The organism is Amycolatopsis roodepoortensis (genome assembly GCF_024628825.1).
Classification (GTDB): Bacteria; Actinomycetota; Actinomycetes; order Mycobacteriales; family Pseudonocardiaceae; genus Amycolatopsis; species Amycolatopsis roodepoortensis.
Map to the genome: position 1 here is coordinate 5,987,712 of NZ_CP102415.1, position 18,606 is coordinate 6,006,317.

The following is an 18,606-nucleotide window of genomic DNA, read 5'->3' on the forward strand; positions in this document are numbered from 1 at the left end:
AGGTGTCAAGCGCCGTTGACGGTGCGCAGCGTCCGCATGGCCTCGGCCAGGTCGTGCGCGCCGTCCCCGAGCGGGGTCAGGACGATGCGCCGCAGGATCTCGGCACACGCTTCCCTCGCCTTCTCGGCGACGTCGAGACCGTGGTCGGTGAGCGCCGCGAACGTGACCCGGCGGTCGTCCGGGCTGGGCACGCGGCAGATCAGGTCCGCGGCGACCAGCCGGTCCGCGACCTTGGTGAACCCGCCGCTCGACAGCGCCGCCTCGACGGCCAGCCGCGTCATCGGCATCCGGTGCTCCGGCGACCGCACGAGCCGCAGCAGGATGTCGAACGACGCCGGCGCGAGGCCGAACCGTTCGGCGATCTCGCCCATCAGCTTGTTCTGGGTGGCCAGGTAGCCCTCGATCACCAGGCCCCACCACGTGACCACTTCGTCGTCGTCCGGTTCCTCCGGTTTCGCCACTGTCACGCGAGCGAGGGTACACCAAGAACTCTTTCTGGAATATATCTTGCGCGCGAGAGGTTATCGGGCTAGCTTGAGTTCACCGGCTCCCAGAGGAGGGGCACCATGTCGATCAAGACTTCGGGCCTGCACCACGTCACCGCCATCGGTGGCGACCCCCAGCGCAACGCGGACTTCTACACCCGGGCACTCGGCCTGCGGCTGGTGAAGACCACCGTGAACTTCGACGACCCCGGCACGTACCACCTCTACTACGGCGACGAGTCCGGCAAGCCCGGCTCGCTCATGACGTTCTTCCCGTGGCGGGACGCGCCGAAGGGCCGTCACGGCACGGGCCAGGCGACCACCACGTCGTTCTCCGTGCCGGAGTCCTCCCTCGGCTGGTGGAAGCAGCACCTCGCCGAGAATCGCGTCGAGACCAGCCAGATCCGCAACGCCGACGGCGAGGAGACGCTCACCTTCCTCGACCCGGACGGCCTCGAACTCGCGCTCGTCGCGCATCCGCAGGGCGACCCGCGTGACCCGTGGGACACGAAGCTGGTCCCCGCCGAGCACGCGATCCGCGGGCTGCACTCCGTCACGCTCTCGGTGTCCAAAGAGGACGCGACCGCCGGGATGCTGACCGACGGCCTCGGCCTGACCTTCGTCCACCAGGACGGCAACCGCCTGCGGTTCTCCGCCGGTGAGGGCGGCCCCGGTGCGCTCGTCGACGTCCTCGTCACACCGGACGCCCCGCGCGGGCTGGTGGCGGCGGGCACCGTGCACCACGTCGCCTGGCGCGCGCCGGACGAGGACACCCAGGCAGCCTGGCGCGACGAGCTGATCGACGACGGCGTGAACGTGACGTCCATTTTGGACCGTCAGTACTTCCGCTCGATCTACTTCCGCGAGCCGGGCGGCACGCTGCTCGAGGTCGCCACCGACGAACCCGGTTTCGCGATCGACGAGCCGCTGCTGGAGCTCGGCCGCGCGCTGAAGCTGCCGCCGTGGCTGGAGCCCAAACGCGAGGACATCGAGGCCATGCTGCCGAAGCTGGACCTGCCGAGCGAGAACAACCCGCGATGAGCACCTTGGAGCACAAGTACGTCGAAGGGGCGGACGACGAGCCGGTGCTGCTGCTCCTGCACGGCACCGGCGGCGGCCCGGACGATCTCGTGCCGCTCGCCAGGCAGCTGAGCCCCGCGTCGGCGCTGCTCGCGCCCGCCGGGCCGGTGTCGGAACACGGTGCGGCACGGTGGTTCCGCAGGCTGGCGGAAGGCGTCTTCGACCACGAGGACGTCGTCTTCCGGGCGAACCAGCTGGCCGATTTCGTGCTCGCCTCGCGGGCGGAGTACGGCCTCGGTGACCGGCGGCTGGTCGCCATCGGGTTCTCCAACGGCGCCAACATCGCCGCCGCGGTGTCCCTGCTGCGCCCGGACGCCGTCAAGGAGGCGGCGCTGTTCGCGGCGATGTCTCCTGTGCCCGGCCCGCCGCCGAATGACCTGTCCGGGACCAGGGTCTTCCTGTCGAACGGCGAGCACGATCCGATGGCGCCGCTGGCTTCGGCGGACACGCTCGTCCGTGACCTGCGCGAGCGCGGCGCGGACGTCGTCGCCCACCGGCATCCCGGCGGGCACCAGGTCACCGGCAACGGTTTGGTAGCGGCCGCGGGGTGGCTCAACCCATGGCGGGGAGAGCAAAGCACGCGAACGTAGCATCGGCCGATGACTAACGGGGACCTCGTCCGCGCCCAGGCTCTGCTCGACAGGGTCCTCCTCGCGGACGGGCACAACGATCTGCCATGGGAGCTGCGGGTCACGACCGGGCCGGATCCGGTCGAGGCCGTGGCCGGCACGGATCTCACGATCCGTCAGCCGCACCTGCACACCGACTTCCCGAAGCTCGCCGAAGGCAGGCTCGGGATGCAGTTCTGGTCCGTCTACGTGCCCTGCCAGTTCGAGGGCCACAGCGCGGTGACGGCGGTGCTCGAACAGATCGAGATCGTGCACCAGATGGCCGAACGCTACCCCGATCGCCTGACCCTCGTGGACACGGCCGACGAGGCGGAAAGCGCTTTCCGCGACGGCAGGATCGCGTCGCTGCTCGGCGCCGAGGGCGGCCACAGCATCGCCGAATCCCTTGGCGTGCTGAGGATCCTGCGTCGCCTCGGCGTCCGCTACATGACGCTGACGCACAACTACAACACCACCTGGGCCGACTCCGGCACCGACGAACCCGAGCACGGCGGGCTGACCGAATTCGGCCGCGACGTCGTCCGCGAGATGAACAAGATCGGCATGCTCGTCGACCTCTCGCACGTCGCGCCGAGCACGATGCGGGCCGCGCTGGAGGTCAGCTCCGCGCCGGTGATCTTCAGCCACTCCTCCTGCACCGCGGTCAACGACCATCCCCGCAACATCCCCGACGACGTCCTGGAGACGTTGGCGGCCAAGGACGGCGTCGCGATGGTGACGTTCGTGCCGGGCTTCATCTCGCCGAAGGTCGCCGAGTGGGACGACCAGCTGCGCCAGGACATGGAAGCCGCGGGCAAGGACTACCGCAACATCGACCAGCGCACGAAGTTCACCGCCGAACGAGGCGGCCCCGAGAAGCCGAAGGCGGGCATCGACGACGTCGTCGCGCACATCGAGCACGCGCGCGAAGTGGCCGGAGTCGACCACATCGGACTCGGCGGCGACTACGACGGAGTCGCGACGCTGCCCGAAGGCCTCGAAGACGTCTCCAAGTACCCGGTGCTCTTCGCGGCCCTTCTGGAACGCGGCTGGAGCGAAGAGGACTGCGCGAAGCTGGCAGGGAAGAACACCTTGCGCGTGCTGCGCGCGGCGGACGAGGTCACCCGTTCGGACGCTTGAGAGCGCGATCAAGCCCGCTTCGGCGGACACTGTCCAGCATGACGCAGCCGGAGGAGGGCGCCGCCCAGGTTCCCGTCACGCCGTCCGACACCGCGGGCGGCGCACGCCACAGCGGTAAATTCGAGGCCGGCCCGAAGCTCAAACGGACGCGGGTGAGCGGCACCTGGATCGCCGTCATCGTGGCGTTGATCGTGCTGGTGTTCCTGCTCGTGTTCATCCTGCAGAACCAGGACACGGCCACCGTGCACTTCCTGGGCATGTCCGGAAGCATGCCGCTGGCGGTCGCGATGCTGTTCTCCGTGATCGCCGGTGGCGCGCTGGTCGCGCTCGTCGGCGGGGCCCGGATCCTGCAGTTGCGCAAGCAGGCCAAGAAGTCGCGGCATCAGCTGCGCTGAGGGACCCCGCGCCGGAACTCGCTCGGGTTGACGCCCCGCACGCGTTTGAACGCAGCGCTGAACCCGAACGCGTCGGAATAGCCGACGGTGCGGGCGATGTCGGAGATGGTCGCGGGCTCCGGACCGGCGAGTAGATCCGCCGCGAGGGTCATCCGCCAGCGGGTGAGGTAGGTCAGCGGCGGTTCGCCGACCAGGTCGGCGAACCGTTTGGCCAGCGTCGACCGCGACACCCCGGTCCGCCCGGCCAGCGTGCCGACGGTCCACGGTGCCGCCGGTTCCGCGTGCAGCAAACGCAGGGCGTCGCCGACCACGGGATCCCGCTGCGCCGCCCACCAAGCCGGGGGCTCGCCGCCCGGCCGCTCGAACCACTCGCGCAGGGAGCAGACCAGCAGCCAGTCCAGCAGCCGGTCGAGAACCACCTGCTGCCCCGGCGCGTCGACGGCGACCTCCGCGGCGAGGTGCTCCAGCACGGGGTCGCCAGCGCCCCCGGAGTCCACGCGCAGCACGACGGGCAGCGCGTCCAGCAGCGGGCGGCCGATCTCGCCGCGCACCGGGTACGCGCCGACGATCAGAGTCGTCTCGCCGCCCGGGTCGTCGACCCAGCCCAGCCGGTGCCGGGTCCCGCCCTGCTCGGGCGTCGCGCAGTCCTCGCCGCACGCGATCGGCTCGGCCGGGGTGCCGACCGCGTCGACGAAGGCGAACGTCGCGGGGCCGCGCACGATGACCGACTCGCCCGCGCGAAGCGGCTCGGGCGGGCCGTCCTCCGGGACGATCCAGCCCGCGCCGGTGAGCACCGCGCACAGGGTCAGCGGCGCGCCGTCCACGAAGTGCAGATTCCATGGCGGGGACAGGGTCGAACTGCCGAACAACGAACCGTGGGAGCGCACCCCGCGGATCAGGTCACTGAACACGTCCACCCGGCCGAGGTTAGACGAATACACAGGCGATCCGGTCTTTCACCTATGGGATCGTCCGAATCCACCGTGTTGAATCGAGCTCATGCTGACTTCTGACGACCTCGAATTCCTCCGCAGGCCGCTGCACGGGTTCCTGGCCGTGGCCGACGGCCCGGTCCGGCCGGTGTGGTTCGAGGCCGCCGACGACGGCACGATCCAGCTCTTCACGCCTCGCGAGTCACCCAAAGTGCGGCGGCTGAAGGACGACCCCCGCGCGTCGATCATCGTGGCCGCGCCGGTGGGCGAACGCGAGCGCTGGGTCTCCGTCTCCGGCGGCGCCACGGTCGAGCCCGACGGGGCGCACGAACTGGCCGCACGACTCGGCGCGCGTTACTGGGACCTCGACGACCCCGCCCACGCGGGCGAGCTCGCCGGGATCCAGAGCCTCGATCTCGTGCGGCTCGTCATCCGGCCGGAGAAGGTCAGCCGTTACTCGATGTGATGATCGACGTCATCCCGAGCAGGGCGGCGCAAACGTTTTCGTCACCCTCGGCGGTGACCCGGCCGCGGTCCGCCGGATTCCGGGTGCACAGCCGCCAGAAGGTGTCCGCGTCCGTCGTCACCGAGGCCAGCGGCGCGCGTGACGTCGGCGCGGCCCGGTCGAGTTCCCAGCCGTCGGCGCTCCGCCGCGCCGTCCACTTCCCGCCACCCTGACCGGTGACGGTGTAGGCGACCTGCCTGCCGACCCGGGCGTCGATGTCACGCAGGGTGTGCGGCATCGCCCGCATGAAGGTGTCGACCACCGGGCCGCGGAACTCCGCCTCGTCCAGCATCCGCGCGCCCACGGCCTCGCGGATCTGCTGCTGGTGCACCCAGAACTCGGTGTACTCGCGGGCGACGTCGAGCCAGACCGGCGCGGGTTCGTCCCCGGCCCAGCTCACCGGTTCGCCGAGGGCGTCGAGGTCGGCGCGACCGAACATCTGGGCGATCTGCGAGGTGCTGTCCACCAGCATCGCGAACAGCACCTCGGGGGACAGCCGGCGGCACGCGACGACCCATTCGTCGTTGATCCGGTCGATGAAGTCGCCGAAGCGTTCGCCCTCGCGCGGTGCCGTCGTCCGGTAGTCGTCACGGTCGCGGGACAGCCTGCCGAGTTTGTCGCCGAGGATGTGGGCGGCCAGATCGTGCACCGTCCAGCCCGTGCACACCGTCGGCGCGGCCCACTGATCCGCGTCGAGTCCCGTCAGCACGTCGAGCAGGGCTTGCTCCTCCCGTGCGAACAGCGGGAGGACGTCGATCGGCGGACCCCAGCGCGTGAAGCTCATGGTCACCATCCAAACACCCAGGTCCATCACATTTTCGGCCATTCGGCCTACTCGCAGGTAGCATCAGCGCGAACGCGAGGGGAGTGCCCGTGAGCAACGATCGACCCGCCGGTGAAGACCTGGCCGCTTTCGCCAAACGAGCGGGACAGCTGGCGGGCTGGGCCGCGCGCACGGGCTTCGAGTTCACCCGCAAACTCCCCGGCGTCGAGATCGCCGAACAGATCGTCAAACAGGGCGAGCGGCAGCTGCTTTCGGAGCTGCGCCGCCGCCTCGACGAGGTCGACGACCCGTACCACGCCGCGCTCACCGCCGCGTCCGCGATGAACCGCCCCGACACCAACGGTTCGCGGCCGGTCGAGGCGACCGTCACCCTTGTGCACACCCGCGCTCAGCTCGAACCGCTCCGCGCCGCGATGGCGGAGCTCCTGAACCACTCCATCGGCTTCGGCCGCGAGCGGGCCCGCGAGTACCTCTACGCGATCATCCTGCGGCAGCTCACGCCGGACGAGGCCCGTATCCTCTCCGCGCTCTCCGACGGCTCGCCGTTCCCGGCCGTCGACGTCGCCGAGCGGACCAGCCTCGGTGCGGCCGGGCGGTTCGTGCTCCGCAACGCCTCCACCGTCGGCAAGGCCGCCGGGGTGTCGCTGCCGGACCAGGTGCCCGGCTACCTCACCAGGCTGATCGGGCTCGGCCTGGTCGAGCTGGACGAAGAGGTGCCCGCGCTGGAGACGCAGTACGAGATCCTGTTGACCGACGAGACCGTCCGCGAGGCGGAGAAGTCGGTCAAACGGGCGAAGTTCGTGAAGCGCACGGTCCATATTTCCCGCCTCGGCGCCCAGTTCTGGCAGGCCTGCGACCCGAGCGCCGGCTGACTTCGGCATGGGTGCGTTCCTCGACGGGATCCTCGCCGATTTCGGCGAGCACTGGCCGATCTACGTCTCCATCCCGATCGTCGCCGCCCTGATCGGCTACACCACCAAACTCGTCGCGATCCGGATGATGTTCCAGCCGGTCGAGTTCGTCGGTGTCAAACCCTTCCTCGGCTGGCAGGGCATCGTGCCCAAACGTGCCGCCCGGATGGCGAGCATCGCCTGCGACACGATGACCGAGCAGCTGATCAAACCGGCGGAGGTCGTCGCCCGGCTCGATCCGCAGAGAATCGCCAAGGAGATCGAAAAACCGCTCCAGGCGGCCGTCGAGGACATCGTGCGCGACGTCGCCGCCCACTACCAGCCGGGGCTTTGGGAATCCCTGCCGGTGGGCATGCAGCGGCTGGTGATCCAGCGTGTCCAGGCCGAGACGCCGCGGATGGTCGCGGCCGTCCTGGAGCTGATCAAGTCCGATGTGGACAGTGTGTTCGACCTCAAGGGCATGGTGGTCACCGCACTGGTCAAGGACAAACGGCTGCTGAACCGGATCTTCCAGGAGGCGGGCGACAAGGAGTTCAAGTTCATCGCCCGCTCCGGCATCTTCTTCGGCGGGCTCATCGGGATCATCCAGATGGTGGCGTGGGTGCTGTTCAAGTTCCCGCTGATCATGCCGCTGTTCGGGCTCTTCACCGGCTGGTTCACCGACTGGCTCGCGCTGCGGATGATCTTCTACCCGATCGAGGAACGCCGGTACTTCGGCGTGCGCTGGCAGGGCCTGTTCCTGAAACGGCGCGGTGAGGTCGCGGAGGCGTACGGCGCGCTGATCGCGCAGGAGATCATCACCCCGCACAACGTGATCGAAGCGGTGCTGCGCGGCCCGCTGTCTGACCGCGTGCTCGGGCTGATCCAGCGCCAGCTCGACGAACAGCTCGGGCGCCGCGTCGGCGTCGGGAAACCGCTCGTGGTGTTCGCGGTCGGCAGCAAGCGATATCAGGACATGAAGCTGAACATCGCCGAGAAGATCATGGACAAACTGCCGGAGACCATGCGGTACATCGAGGACTACGCGACCGACGCGATGGACATCCGGAACGTGCTGGTGACGAAGATGAAGGAGCTGTCGCCGCGCGAGTTCGAGGGTCTGCTGCGGCCGGCTTTCCAGCAGGACGAATGGATCCTGATCGCGACCGGTGCCGTCCTGGGTTTCGCCGTCGGCGAGGCGCAGGTCTTGTTGCTGGAGCACTTCGCCGCCTGACACCCCGCATTCAGAGGACGGAATGCGTGCGGTTACGAGGCCTTCGTGGCGTCGTAGGCCCGGCGCGCTTCGCCCACGATCGCCCGGTGCTTCGACGCCCAGGCGGAAAGCGCGTGCAGCGGCTCGTCGAGTTCGGCGGCGTGAGGCGTGATCGCGTACTCGACGCGCGGCGGGACCTCCGCGTAGACGGTCCGCGTCACGAGGCCGTTGCGTTCCAGGTTCCGCAACGTCAGCGCGAGCATCCGGCGGCTGATCCCCTCGATGCCGTGCTCGAGTTCGCTGAACCGCCGCGGCCCGTCGGTCAGCCGGACCAGGATCTGCATCGTCCACTTGTCACCGACGAGCCCGAGGACCTCGCGCAGCGAACAGGGCTCCCCGTCACCGTCGGCTGCGTCGCCTGGGCAGGCCGCCGACGTTGCGAAAGCCACTTTCCCAACCTTGAACGTTGCGAAAGTGGCTTTCGCAACACTCCACTCGCGAACCGAACCGGGAGTTTCGCGTGACTGCGGGGACGGCACGTGTGATCAGACGAACGACACGCGTGATTGAACGGACGGCACGTGTGCCGTCCCGCTGGACACGCGTGTCGTCCGTCTGATCACGTGTGTCGTCCGTCCAAGCACGCGAAACCGCGCGGCCGCGGGGACCTCGCCCTTCCGGGCGCACCATCGGCGGTACCCGGGGTCCGCCGTCCGGTCTAGAGTGCCCCCTGCACAAAGCCTTGGGGAGGGCGCACATGGCCGACGCGGGGAGCCCGTGGCCGCAGGAGATCCGGCTGGCGATGACCATGGTGGGCGGGGCGAGCCTCGCGGTCTGGATGGGCGGGGTCGCCACCGAGACCTCGCATCTGTTGCAGGCGTCGAGAACGCCGGAATCGAAAAGCCCGTACCGGGCCCTGCTCGATCTGCTCAACGCCACCGTCTCGCTCGACGTGCTCACCGGCACGAGCGCCGGCGGGATCAACGCGGCGTGCCTCGGGCTGGCCGAGGCGTTCCGGTCGAGTCCGCAGGTGCTGCGCGACACGTGGATCAGCACGGGCTCGCTCGACAACCTGATCCGCGACCCCGGCGAGAAGGAGCCGCGTTCGCTGCTCGACGGCGACAAGGTGCTGCTCGGCGATCTCAAGGACGCGCTGCACCGGATCACCGACAACGCGACGGTGAAACCCGACTGTCCCGACATCACCGTGCTGCTCACCGGCACGATGATCGACGGCGAGACGACCAGGTTCGACGACGCGCTCGGAAACCTGGTGCGGGACACCGAACATCGCCTCCTGTTCCGCTTCGACGCTCCTTTGTGGACGGACGACGTGGTCGGCCCGCTCGCGCTCGCGGCGCGGTCCACCGCGTCGTTCCCCGGCGCGTTCGAGCTCTCCCGGATGCCGATCGGCGAGAAGACCGGCCCGCTGCATCCGGACATGACCAAATACACCGACGTCACCCGTTCGCATTGGCTCACCGACGGCGGGGTGCTGCTGAACAAGCCGCTGCGACCGGCGTTGCGGGAGATCTTCGAGCGGCAGTCGCATTCGGACGTCCGGCGGCTGCTGCTGTACGTGGTGCCGACGGCGGAACGCGAAGCCGAGCGGGTCGCGGTCGATCCGGAGCGGCCCCCGCTGCTGGGCAGCGCGCTGAGCAAGGTCGTCGGCACCGTGCTGAGCCAGACGATCAGCGCCGAGCTGGAGGACCTGACCAGGCACAACGACGCCGTCGTCCGGACCAGGGGCACCCGCGTTTCCCTTGCCGCGATGGGGGTTCGCGGCGGCCCGGACTCGCTGGTCGACCAGCGGCTGATGAACGACTACCGCGACCGGCGGGTGCAGGAGGACGCCACCGCGCTGGTCCGCGAGGCCACCCGCAGGCTCTCACTGTCCGATGTGGAGGATCAGGGCCGTCAGTGGGCGTCCGGCACGGCGGCGCAACTGCGCGCGGCCGCGGCGGCCGGGCTGCGGGACGGCCTGCCCACCGAGCCGCCGAAGGACAGCTGCGAACTCGCGGACCTGGTCGCCTTCCGCACCACCGCGCTCGACGATTCGGTGGCCACCGGGCTGCAACTGGTGAACGCGGGCTTCCGGCTCGATCCGGCGCCGGAGCAGGCGGTGCAGCTCAACCGTTGCCGCGTGCTGCTGCACGAAGCGCGGCACAAGGCCGCGCGGGGCAAACGGCTCGCGGGCTGGGTCACCGAACAGGAGCCGCCCGCCTCCGACGTCACGCTGGCTGCCTGGATCGAAGGCCTCGCCAAGGAATGGGCCGCGCTCGGCCGTTCGGACACGCTGAAGGAGGCGTGGCCGCTCGTCGTCGCCGCCCTCCGGCAGGCCACACCGATCCTTTTGCCGCTGGCACAAGCGAAACCCGACACCGAAGCCGCCGACACGGTCAGCACGCTGCTGGCCTGGACCGGGCTCACCTCCGACGACACGAGCGCCGGCGATCCCATTGTCACCTCGCGGCTCGTGCGCCTGCACATCGCGACCCGGGGGCTGCTCGCGCAGCCGCCCTCGGTCGACCAACGGGTCGATCTCGTCCAGGTCAGCGCGGATTCGCGGACGCTGCTGGACATGAAGCGGCGCCGTTCGTGGGACAAGCTCACCGGGATGCAGGCCGACTACTTCGGCGCGTTCTACAAGGCGTCCTGGCGTGCGAACGACTGGATGTGGGGCCGCGTCGACGGCGCGGGCTGGCTCGTGCAGTGCCTGCTGGACCCGAAACGGTTGCGCCTGCTGCGCGACGTCGTCGGACGTGAGGCGTTCCGGACGCAGGTGCGGGACACCTTCAAGGAGATCGGCTGGCGGCAGCCCGGCACGGAAGACGGGCTGTCGCAAGAGGAAGCGGACGCCCTGCGCGCGCAATTGGCCGGAGAGCTGGCTTTCCTCGGCCTGGACGGCGAACTGGCCGATGTGGAGGGAGAAGCCGGCCTCCCGGTCAGCATGCCGGTGACGGCGATGGTGCTCGCCAGGGTGCGGCAGCTGGAGATCGCGCGCGAGGAGCTGCCGTGTGTCGGCCTCCACTGCGGACACGACGCGAAAACGGCCAAGGGGAACGGAAAACCGTCGGAACGGTTCAGGCGACTCGTCGAGAACGAGCCCGAAACCGACGAGCAGACCCAGCGCGCGTTCCAGGCGTGCCAGGTCTCCGGCGAGCGGTTCGAACACGAACGCGGGACGATGCTCCTGACGAAGACGCTGGTCAAGGCCGGTGCCGCCGGGCTCAACGCGGCCGCCGGGGCGACCAGGGTGCCGAAATCGGTCCAGCCCGCGGCCACCTTCGCCAAGGCCGCCGGGCGCAGCGCGTGGTGGATCACGCGCGGGGCGGCCACCCTGCCGTCGCCGTGGAACGTGCTCGCCGCGCTGATCACCGTGCTGGCCGGGTTCGTCCTCGGTGGACAGGGCGGCCCGGTCCTGCAGTGGGTCGGCGTGCCGGTCGCCGCGGGCGCCGTCGTGTTCCTGGCGGTGAGCCTGATGACGTTGCGCAAGACGTGGCGGATGGTGCTCACGGTGCTGGGTGTGCTGGTGGTGGCGGCCCTGCTGTTCGCCGCGTTCCTGCCACCGGTGCGCGACCCGCTGTTCGGCTGGCTCGGCGGCGTCGTCGCGGGCTGGCGGCGCGGCGAGGCGCCGGTCTGGTGGCTGGTCGTCTGCCTGTTGCTCGTCCTGCCCGCCATCTGGACGCCGCTCGGTTCGCTCGTGGGTCGCAAGCGGCGTCGTGAATAGCGGAATCGGATGCCGAATGGTGCCCTGAGCCTGCGACGAAGCGGTAACGGTTGGTATCGTCACATGCAGTGAGACCGCAGCGGAGCGGCCTTACCCACAAGTGCTGCGCTTCAAACGTTACCGTTACCTTTGTCACGTGTGTTTCAGGGTTGTTGCAGGTAGCCGCGTTGCCGCCGCCGCGCTGATCTGACCGCGCCCGAATCCTCCGGTACGTTTCTTGGACATGTCCGGAAAGCACTTGATCGAAAATCCGACCAAGGCAGACGGTGCCGCGCTCTGGAGAATCGCCCGCGATTCGAAGAAGCTCGATCTCAACACGCCTTACGCCTATTTGCTGTGGTGCCATGATTTCGCCGACACGTCGGTGGTCGCGAAAGTCGACGGCACGCCGGTCGGCTTCGTGATCGGGTACCGCAAGCAGGACGTCGGCTTCGTCTGGCAGGTCGCGGTCGACGCGTCCCAGCGAGGAAAAGGCCTGGCCGGAGCTCTGCTCGACGAGCTGTTCGGCCGGCTGACCGCCCAGGGCGTCCGGTACCTCGAAACGACGATCACCCCGGACAACGAGGCTTCGATCCGGTTGTTCGCCTCGTTCGCCAAGCGGTGGAACGCCACCGTTGAACGCCAGGATCTGTTCTCCGCGACGGATTTCCCGGCCGAGGAAGGAACGCATGAGCGGGAGGACCTGTACCGAATCGGTCCGCTCAGCAGTCAATAGAACGTAAATCCGGGGATCTCAGGGAGAAAGAAAACGTCATGAGCATTTTCGAGGAACTCGAATCCGAGGTGCGCAGCTACAGCCGCGGCTGGCCCGTCGTGTTCGACAGGGCGCAGGGGAGCTACCTCTACGACGAGGACGGCAAGCCCTATCTCGACTTCTTCGCCGGCGCCGGCGCGCTCAACTACGGGCACAACAACCCGGCGCTCAAGCGGGCACTGATCGACTACATCGCGCGCGACGGCGTGACGCACGCGCTCGACATGTTCACCGTCGCCAAGCGGGACTTCCTCCAGACCCTGCAGGAGAAGATCCTCCGGCCGCGGGATCTGGACTACAAGGTCGTCTTCCCCGGCCCCGGTGGCGCCAACGCGGTCGAGGCCGCGCTGAAGCTCGCCCGCAAGGTGACCGGCAAGGAATCGGTCATCAACTTCACCAACGCCTTCCACGGGATGACGCTGGGCGCCCTCTCGGTGACCGGTAACTCGATGAAGCGCGGTGGCGCGGGTGTCCCGCTGGTGCACGCCACCCCGATGCCGTACGACAACTACTTCGACGGCTCCATCCCGGACTTCCTCTACTTCGAGAAGCTGCTCGAAGACTCCGGCAGCGGCCTGAACGAGCCCGCCGCCGTGATCGTCGAGGGCGTGCAGGGCGAGGGCGGGATCAACGCCGCGCGCGTCGAGTGGCTCAAGGCGCTGGACGACCTGTGCAAGAAGCACGGCATCCTGCTGATCCTCGACGACGTCCAGATGGGCTGCGGCCGCACCGGCCCGTTCTTCAGCTTCGAGGACGCGGGCATCAAACCCGACATCGTCTGCCTCTCGAAGTCCATCGGCGGCTACGGCATCCCGATGGCGCTGACGCTGATCCGCCCGGACCTCGACGTCTGGGAGCCGGGTGAGCACAACGGCACCTTCCGCGGCATCAGCCCGGCGTTCGTCACCGCGACCGAGGCGCTGCGCGTCTACTGGAGCGACGACGAGCTGGAGAAGTCGACCAAGGCCAAGGGCGAGCGCATCGCCGCCGCCTTCCAGGGCATCGTCGAGGCGTACCCGGACGCGAACCTGTTCGCGAAGGGCCGCGGCCTGGCCCGGGGCATCGAGTTCGCCAACGGCGACCTCGCGGGCAAGGTCTGCGCCGCCGCGTTCGAACGCGGGCTGCTGATGGAGACCTCCGGCCCCGACGGCGAGGTCATGAAGGTCCTCCCGCCGCTCACCCTGACGGACGACGAGCTCACGAAGGGGCTCGCGATCATCGACGAAGCCGTCGCCACAGTCCTGAACTGACCGCCCTCAACCAGGAACGAGAAGGAGTTTTCCGTTGCTTGTCAGAACACTCGACGAGGTCACCGACACCGACGCCGACATCAAGACCCCGAACTGGCGCAGCAAGCGCATCGTGCTGGCCAAGGAGGGCGTCGGCTTCTCGGTGCACGAGACCACGCTGTACGCCGGGACGGTCAACGACTTCTGGTACGCGAACCACATCGAAGCGGTGTTCATCACCTCTGGTGAGGGTGAGCTCGAAAACACCGCGACCGGCGAGGTCTTCCAGCTGAAGCCGGGCACGTTGTACCTGCTCAACGACCACGACAAGCACCAGGTCCGGCCCAAGACCGAGATCAAGTGCGTCTGCGTGTTCAACCCGCCCATCACCGGCCGTGAGGTCCACGACGAAAACGGCGTGTACCCGCTCGTCACCGAACCCTAGAAATCGCTCGAGGAGGCGACTGCATTGACGCTGACCGACACCCGAGTCGACGACAGTTACCCGACCCGCATCACGGGTAAGCCCGAACACCTGCCCAGGACGCACCCCACCGTCTGGGGCACCGAGGCCGACGGTCCCTTGGACGCGGCCACGCTCGCCAACCACGAAACGCGTGGTTACACCGTCGTCGACCAGTTGCTGTCGCCGGGCGAGGTCCAGACCTACTGGCAGGAACTCGTCAGGATGTCGTCGGGGGACCACAGCGGCGACGAACGCGTGATCACCGAGGCCAAGACCGGTGAGGTCCGCTCGATCTTCGACGTCCACGAGACCAGCGAGCTGATCGCGGAACTCGTCCGCGACCCGCGTGTGCTCGACCGGGCCCGGCAGATCCTCGGCTCCGAGGTCTACATCCACCAGAGCCGCGTGAACTACATGCCCGGCTTCAAGGGCACCGGGTTCTACTGGCACTCCGACTTCGAGACCTGGCACGCCGAGGACGGCATGCCGGTGCCGCGCGCGGTCAGCTGCTCCATCGCGCTCACCGACAACTACCCGTTCAACGGCGGGCTTATGGTGATGCCGGGTTCGCAGCGGACCTTCGTCCAGTGCGCCGGGGAAACCCCGGAGGACAACTACAAGAGTTCGCTGAAAGAGCAGCGGGTCGGCGTCCCGAGCGAGGCGGACATCACCGCGCTCGCCGCCGAGTACGGGATCGACCAGTTCACCGGCCAGGCCGGCTCCGCGCTCTGGTTCGATTCGAACGTGATGCACGGTTCCTCGAACAACATCACGCCGTACCCGAGGTCGAACATCTTCCTCGTGTTCAACAGCGTCGAAAACGCGCTGCGGGAGCCGTACGCCGCGATCGAACCGCGTCCGGCGTTCATCGCCGGCCGCGACTCGACCCCGCTGTCGCGCTGACGGAACCGCAGGTAGCGAAGGCCATGATGGGGCGCTTGTAGCCGTCGGTGTGCGCCCTGTTACGTTGTCGCCACGTGAGCGGGCCAGTGGGCTCGCTCACGTAGGTGTTGTCGACGACCGAACGGGTTCTTCGCTCGGGGTGAGCCCACCCGGACGGACGTGGACGCCGATGTCCGATGTGGGTCGCGCCCCCAGGCGGCCCAAGTCGGACATCCCCCGGCTCCGTGCCATCAGATCGGGACTGATGGCACGGAGCCTTTTCTTTTTCGTGAGTGAATGCTGTGTGTTCCTGAAGCGCGTGAAGGCCCCCTTCCCTCGGCTCAGCCGAGGGAAGGGGGCCTTCACGCGCTACCCGCCGTTGGAGTCCACAGTGGACGAAAGGTGCCCGCTTAGGTGCCTTTGTCCGGATCGGTCTGGTCGTGAAGGCCTCCCTCCCTACCCTGAAAGTAGGGAAGGAGGCCTTCACGGCCTCGAGTGTCCTGGTTGGCGGGCTCTCCGCGCGGTAGGTTGGCTGTTCCGGTAAGGGGAGAGATCGGAGGGAGGGGGGCTTGTCATGGCCGAAAGCGGTTCCCCTGCCCGCTTCCAGCTCCTCGGTCCCGTGCGCCTCCTCGACGGCGATCGGCCGGTCCCCGTCGGCGGTCCCGGCGTCCGCGGCCTGCTCGCGCTGCTGGCGCTGAAGGTCAACAAGGTCGTCGCGCTCGACGAGATCATCGACGCGCTGTGGGGGCACGACCCGCCGGCCACGGCCCGCACGATCGTCCACGGCAACGTCTCGCATCTGCGCCGCGTGCTCCGGGGCATCCAGGGCGACCACCCGGACGGCGCCCGGATCCTGACCGCGCCGCCCGGCTATCAGCTGACCGTGGATCCCGAGCGGATCGACGTCCATCGCGCCCGATCCCTGCTGGAGCGGGCATCGGCGGAAGAGCCGGAGAAGGCGTCCGCGCTGCTCACCGAGGCCCTCGCCCTCTGGCAGGGGCCCGCGCTCGCCGGGGTGCCGGGGTCGGTCCGTGCGCCCGAACTGGAGGATCTGCGGCTCGCCGTCCACGGCGCCAGGGTCGACGCGGACCTCGAACTGGGCAGGCACGCGGAACTCATCGTCGAGCTCAGCCCGCTCGTCCGGGCGAATCCGCTCGCCGAGCGCACGGCGGGTCAGCTGATGCGCGCGCTCTACCACGCCGGCCGCCGCGGAGACGCGCTCGAGCTCTACCGCACGGTGTCCCGGGCGACCCTGCGCACCCTCGGCGTCGAACCCGGCGCGGACCTGCGCTGGCTGCACGAACGCGTCCTCAACGACGACCTGCCGGTCAAGGTCGTCGCGGAACCGAAGGCCGAGGCGGCGCCCGTCCAGCAGCTGCCGCCCGCGGTGCCGAACCTCGCCGGGCGCGAGGCCGACCTGGCCTGGCTCGACGAACTCGCCGAACGCGCCGAAGCGGGCGAGACCGCGGTCGGCGTGGTCACCGGGACGGCCGGGATCGGTAAGAGCAGCCTGGTGGTGTGGTGGGCGCATCGTGCCGGCCGACGCTTCCCCGACGGCATCCTTTTCGCCTCGCTGCGGGGTTTCGACCCGCATCATCCGCCGCTGGAGCCCGCCGACCTGCTCACCCAGTTCCTGCTCGGGCTCGGCGTCCCGGCGGAGGGCGTCCCGGAACAGGTCCACGAACGCGTCGCCCTCTACCGCTCGATGATCGCCGGGCGCCGGATGCTGGTCATCCTCGACAACGCCCGGAGCGCCGAGCAGGTCCGGCCGTTGCTGCCGCCCGGTTCGCGGTCGATGACGCTGGTGACCAGCCGTTCCCGCCTCGACGGGCTCGCCGTGTCCAACGCGGCCAAACTGCGAGTGCTCGGCACCCTCGCGCCCGGCGACGCCGTCCGGCTGATCGAGGAGCTCGCCGGGCCCGCCGGTTTCGACCTCAACCACGCGCTCGCCCGGCTCTGCGGCTATCTCCCGCTGGCACTGCGGATCGCGGGTGCCCGGCTCGCCGCGAGCGCGCAGTGGACCGCGCAGGATCTGGTCGACGAACTCGGCAACGAACGGACGAGGCTGGCCGCGCTCGACGTCGAGGGCCCGGACGACGGTGTCCGCGCGGCGTTCGACGTCTCGTTCCGGGGGCTGCCGCCCGAGGTCGCGGACACGTTCCTGCGGCTCGGCGTGGTCCAATGCGTTTCGGCCGGTTCGCATCTGACGGCGGCGATCGGCGGGATCACCGTCGCCGAGGCGCGGCGGCATCTGCGGGTGCTCGCCGCGCACAACCTGCTCGCCGAAACCGGCCGCGATTCCTTCGTCCCGCACGATCTCGTCCGCCTGTTCCTCCGCGAGCTGGCGGAGAACGAACTCGACGAAGCCGACCGCGAAGACGTCCTGTCGCGTTCGGTGCGGTTCTATCAGGCCGTCGCCGACCGGGCCCGGCGGAAGATGCTGCGGATCGTCGACCCGCTCGACTTCACCGGGGAGCTGACCGACGCGCAGACGCCGCCGATCGGTTCCTTCGACGAGGCGCAGGACTGGTTCACCGCGGAATGGGAGAACCTGATCGAGGTACTCGAAGCCGCCCGCGCCGCCGGACGCCACGACGACGTCTGGCGGCTGGCCAGGGTCGCGCACACCTATCGCGCGGTGTACCCGTTGCTGGACGAGTGGACGCGGCTGGTCGAGATCGGGCTGGAGGCCGCTGAGCGATCCGGCGACGTCCTCGGCCGGTGCTGGATGCTGATCTCCCGCTGCGCCATCGCCCTCACCTTCGAGCTGCCGCAGGGCTGCCTCGCCGACGCCGAACGAGCACTGGAACTCGCGACCGCGATCGGCGACGACCGGCTGACGATCTCCGCGAACATCCACCTCGGCTCCGCGCTCACCTTGCTGGGGCGGCACGACGAGGCGATCAGGACACTGCGGCGCGTGGTCGAGGAGACCGAGCGGACCGGCGATCTCGAATTGCGCGGGCAGGCGCTCAACAACTGCGCCGAGGCGGAAAAACGGGCGGGACGGTTCATCGAGGCGATCGGGCATCAGGTCGCGTCGTTGGAGATCGACCGCACGCTCGGGGACGAGAGCTACGTCGTCGTCTCGCTGAACAACCTGGCCGAACTGAGCCTGCGGATCGGCGAGCTCGCCGCGGCCGAGCGGTACGTGTGGGAAGCGGTGGACCTGACGATCAGCAGACGGTTCGTCCTGCAGGAGGGCGTCCTGCGGCTGACGCTGGGCAGGGTGCTGCGGGCCGGGTCGGATGTGGACGGTGCCCGCGAGCAATTCGCGCTCGCGCTGAAGATCCTCGCGGACGCCAATCCCAAGCTCGCCGCGCTGGTCCGTGCGGAACTCACGGACCTCGGCGAAAGTCCGTGAGTGATCCTTAGCGGATTCTTAGTGGCCTCGCCGCGCACGCGCGTAGGGTCCGGTTCAGTGTCGATCGAGCCCTAGGGGAGGGGCACGCGGTAGTGATCGGCGCTCGGGCGGGCCCTTCGCGGGTCCCGTCCGAAGAGCCGCCAGGAGCG

At 69.1% G+C, this 18,606-nt stretch carries 17 protein-coding genes; 13 read left to right on the top strand and 4 right to left on the bottom strand.

Annotation, left to right across the window (positions count from 1 at the left end; all coding sequences use genetic code 11):
- Positions 1-5: 5 nt before the first annotated feature.
- On the bottom strand, positions 6-467 hold the full coding sequence (locus tag NQK81_RS28615) for a MarR family winged helix-turn-helix transcriptional regulator (protein ID WP_185926966.1): 462 nt from the start codon (positions 465-467) through the stop codon (positions 6-8).
- Positions 468-566: 99 nt separating this feature from the next.
- Between NQK81_RS28615 and NQK81_RS28620 the strand changes: the two genes are divergently transcribed.
- From NQK81_RS28620 to NQK81_RS28635, 4 genes are read left to right on the top strand one after another with little or no spacing between them, the layout of a single operon-like run.
- The gene (locus tag NQK81_RS28620) at positions 567-1,526 is read left to right on the top strand and encodes a ring-cleaving dioxygenase (RefSeq protein WP_257483992.1); all 960 of its coding nucleotides are present in this window, start codon (positions 567-569) and stop codon (positions 1,524-1,526) included.
- Complete coding sequence (locus tag NQK81_RS28625; RefSeq protein WP_126730294.1) at positions 1,523-2,155, top strand: alpha/beta hydrolase; 633 nt, start codon at positions 1,523-1,525, stop codon at positions 2,153-2,155. Before NQK81_RS28620 ends, NQK81_RS28625 begins: the two co-directional genes overlap by 4 nt.
- Positions 2,156-2,164: 9 nt before the next feature.
- Positions 2,165-3,313, top strand: coding sequence for a dipeptidase (locus NQK81_RS28630; RefSeq protein WP_257483993.1), 1,149 nt, complete (start codon positions 2,165-2,167; stop codon positions 3,311-3,313).
- 38 nt (positions 3,314-3,351) lie between these two features.
- Positions 3,352-3,708, top strand: a complete 357-nt coding sequence (locus NQK81_RS28635) for a LapA family protein (RefSeq protein WP_126730297.1) — start codon at positions 3,352-3,354, stop codon at positions 3,706-3,708.
- Here NQK81_RS28635 and NQK81_RS28640 read toward each other — a convergent pair.
- Complete coding sequence (locus NQK81_RS28640) at positions 3,696-4,625, bottom strand: AraC family transcriptional regulator (RefSeq protein ID WP_257483994.1); 930 nt, start codon at positions 4,623-4,625, stop codon at positions 3,696-3,698. The two genes, NQK81_RS28635 and NQK81_RS28640, sit on opposite strands and share 13 nt — an antisense overlap.
- Positions 4,626-4,707: 82 nt before the next feature.
- Between NQK81_RS28640 and NQK81_RS28645 the strand changes: the two genes are divergently transcribed.
- On the top strand, positions 4,708-5,106 hold the full coding sequence (locus NQK81_RS28645) for a pyridoxamine 5'-phosphate oxidase family protein (protein WP_257483995.1): 399 nt from the start codon (positions 4,708-4,710) through the stop codon (positions 5,104-5,106).
- On the opposite strand, the gene NQK81_RS28650 is transcribed toward NQK81_RS28645, so the two are convergent.
- Positions 5,087-5,938, bottom strand: a complete 852-nt coding sequence (locus tag NQK81_RS28650; protein WP_257483996.1) for a maleylpyruvate isomerase family mycothiol-dependent enzyme — start codon at positions 5,936-5,938, stop codon at positions 5,087-5,089. The two genes, NQK81_RS28645 and NQK81_RS28650, sit on opposite strands and share 20 nt — an antisense overlap.
- An 80-nt stretch (positions 5,939-6,018) precedes the next feature.
- On the opposite strand from NQK81_RS28650, the gene NQK81_RS28655 reads away from it, so the two are divergent.
- Positions 6,019-6,801, top strand: coding sequence for an Abi-alpha family protein (locus NQK81_RS28655; RefSeq protein ID WP_126730302.1), 783 nt, complete (start codon positions 6,019-6,021; stop codon positions 6,799-6,801).
- Between the two features lie 7 nt (positions 6,802-6,808).
- Positions 6,809-8,053, top strand: coding sequence for a DUF445 domain-containing protein (locus NQK81_RS28660; RefSeq protein WP_257483997.1), 1,245 nt, complete (start codon positions 6,809-6,811; stop codon positions 8,051-8,053).
- A gap of 32 nt (positions 8,054-8,085) precedes the next feature.
- Here the strand turns inward: NQK81_RS28660 and NQK81_RS28665 are convergent, their stop codons facing one another.
- Positions 8,086-8,481 carry a winged helix-turn-helix transcriptional regulator gene (locus NQK81_RS28665; RefSeq protein ID WP_257483998.1) on the bottom strand — a complete coding sequence of 132 codons (396 nt, stop codon included), beginning with the start codon at positions 8,479-8,481 and terminating at the stop codon, positions 8,086-8,088.
- Positions 8,482-8,789: 308 nt separating this feature from the next.
- Here NQK81_RS28665 and NQK81_RS28670 point away from each other — a divergent pair, with 308 nt between their 5' ends.
- The 6 genes from NQK81_RS28670 to NQK81_RS28695 all read left to right on the top strand — a co-directional run bounded on the left by NQK81_RS28670 (position 8,790) and on the right by NQK81_RS28695 (position 18,457).
- Positions 8,790-11,762 (top strand): patatin-like protein, encoded by a 2,973-nt coding sequence (locus NQK81_RS28670; protein WP_257483999.1) that lies wholly within the window; start codon positions 8,790-8,792, stop codon positions 11,760-11,762.
- A 223-nt stretch (positions 11,763-11,985) separates the two neighbouring features.
- The gene (gene ectA / locus NQK81_RS28675) at positions 11,986-12,477 is read left to right on the top strand and encodes a diaminobutyrate acetyltransferase (RefSeq protein ID WP_257484000.1); all 492 of its coding nucleotides are present in this window, start codon (positions 11,986-11,988) and stop codon (positions 12,475-12,477) included.
- Positions 12,478-12,515: 38 nt separating this feature from the next.
- A complete protein-coding gene (gene ectB / locus NQK81_RS28680) occupies positions 12,516-13,766 on the top strand; it encodes a diaminobutyrate--2-oxoglutarate transaminase (RefSeq protein WP_126730308.1) in 1,251 nt (416 codons plus the stop codon).
- Positions 13,767-13,800: 34 nt separating this feature from the next.
- On the top strand, positions 13,801-14,190 hold the full coding sequence (locus tag NQK81_RS28685) for an ectoine synthase (RefSeq protein WP_007033454.1): 390 nt from the start codon (positions 13,801-13,803) through the stop codon (positions 14,188-14,190).
- A gap of 24 nt (positions 14,191-14,214) precedes the next feature.
- Complete coding sequence (gene thpD / locus NQK81_RS28690) at positions 14,215-15,114, top strand: ectoine hydroxylase (protein ID WP_126730310.1); 900 nt, start codon at positions 14,215-14,217, stop codon at positions 15,112-15,114.
- Positions 15,115-15,667: 553 nt separating this feature from the next.
- The gene (locus NQK81_RS28695) at positions 15,668-18,457 is read left to right on the top strand and encodes an AfsR/SARP family transcriptional regulator (protein WP_257484001.1); all 2,790 of its coding nucleotides are present in this window, start codon (positions 15,668-15,670) and stop codon (positions 18,455-18,457) included.
- Positions 18,458-18,606: the final 149 nt, after the last annotated feature.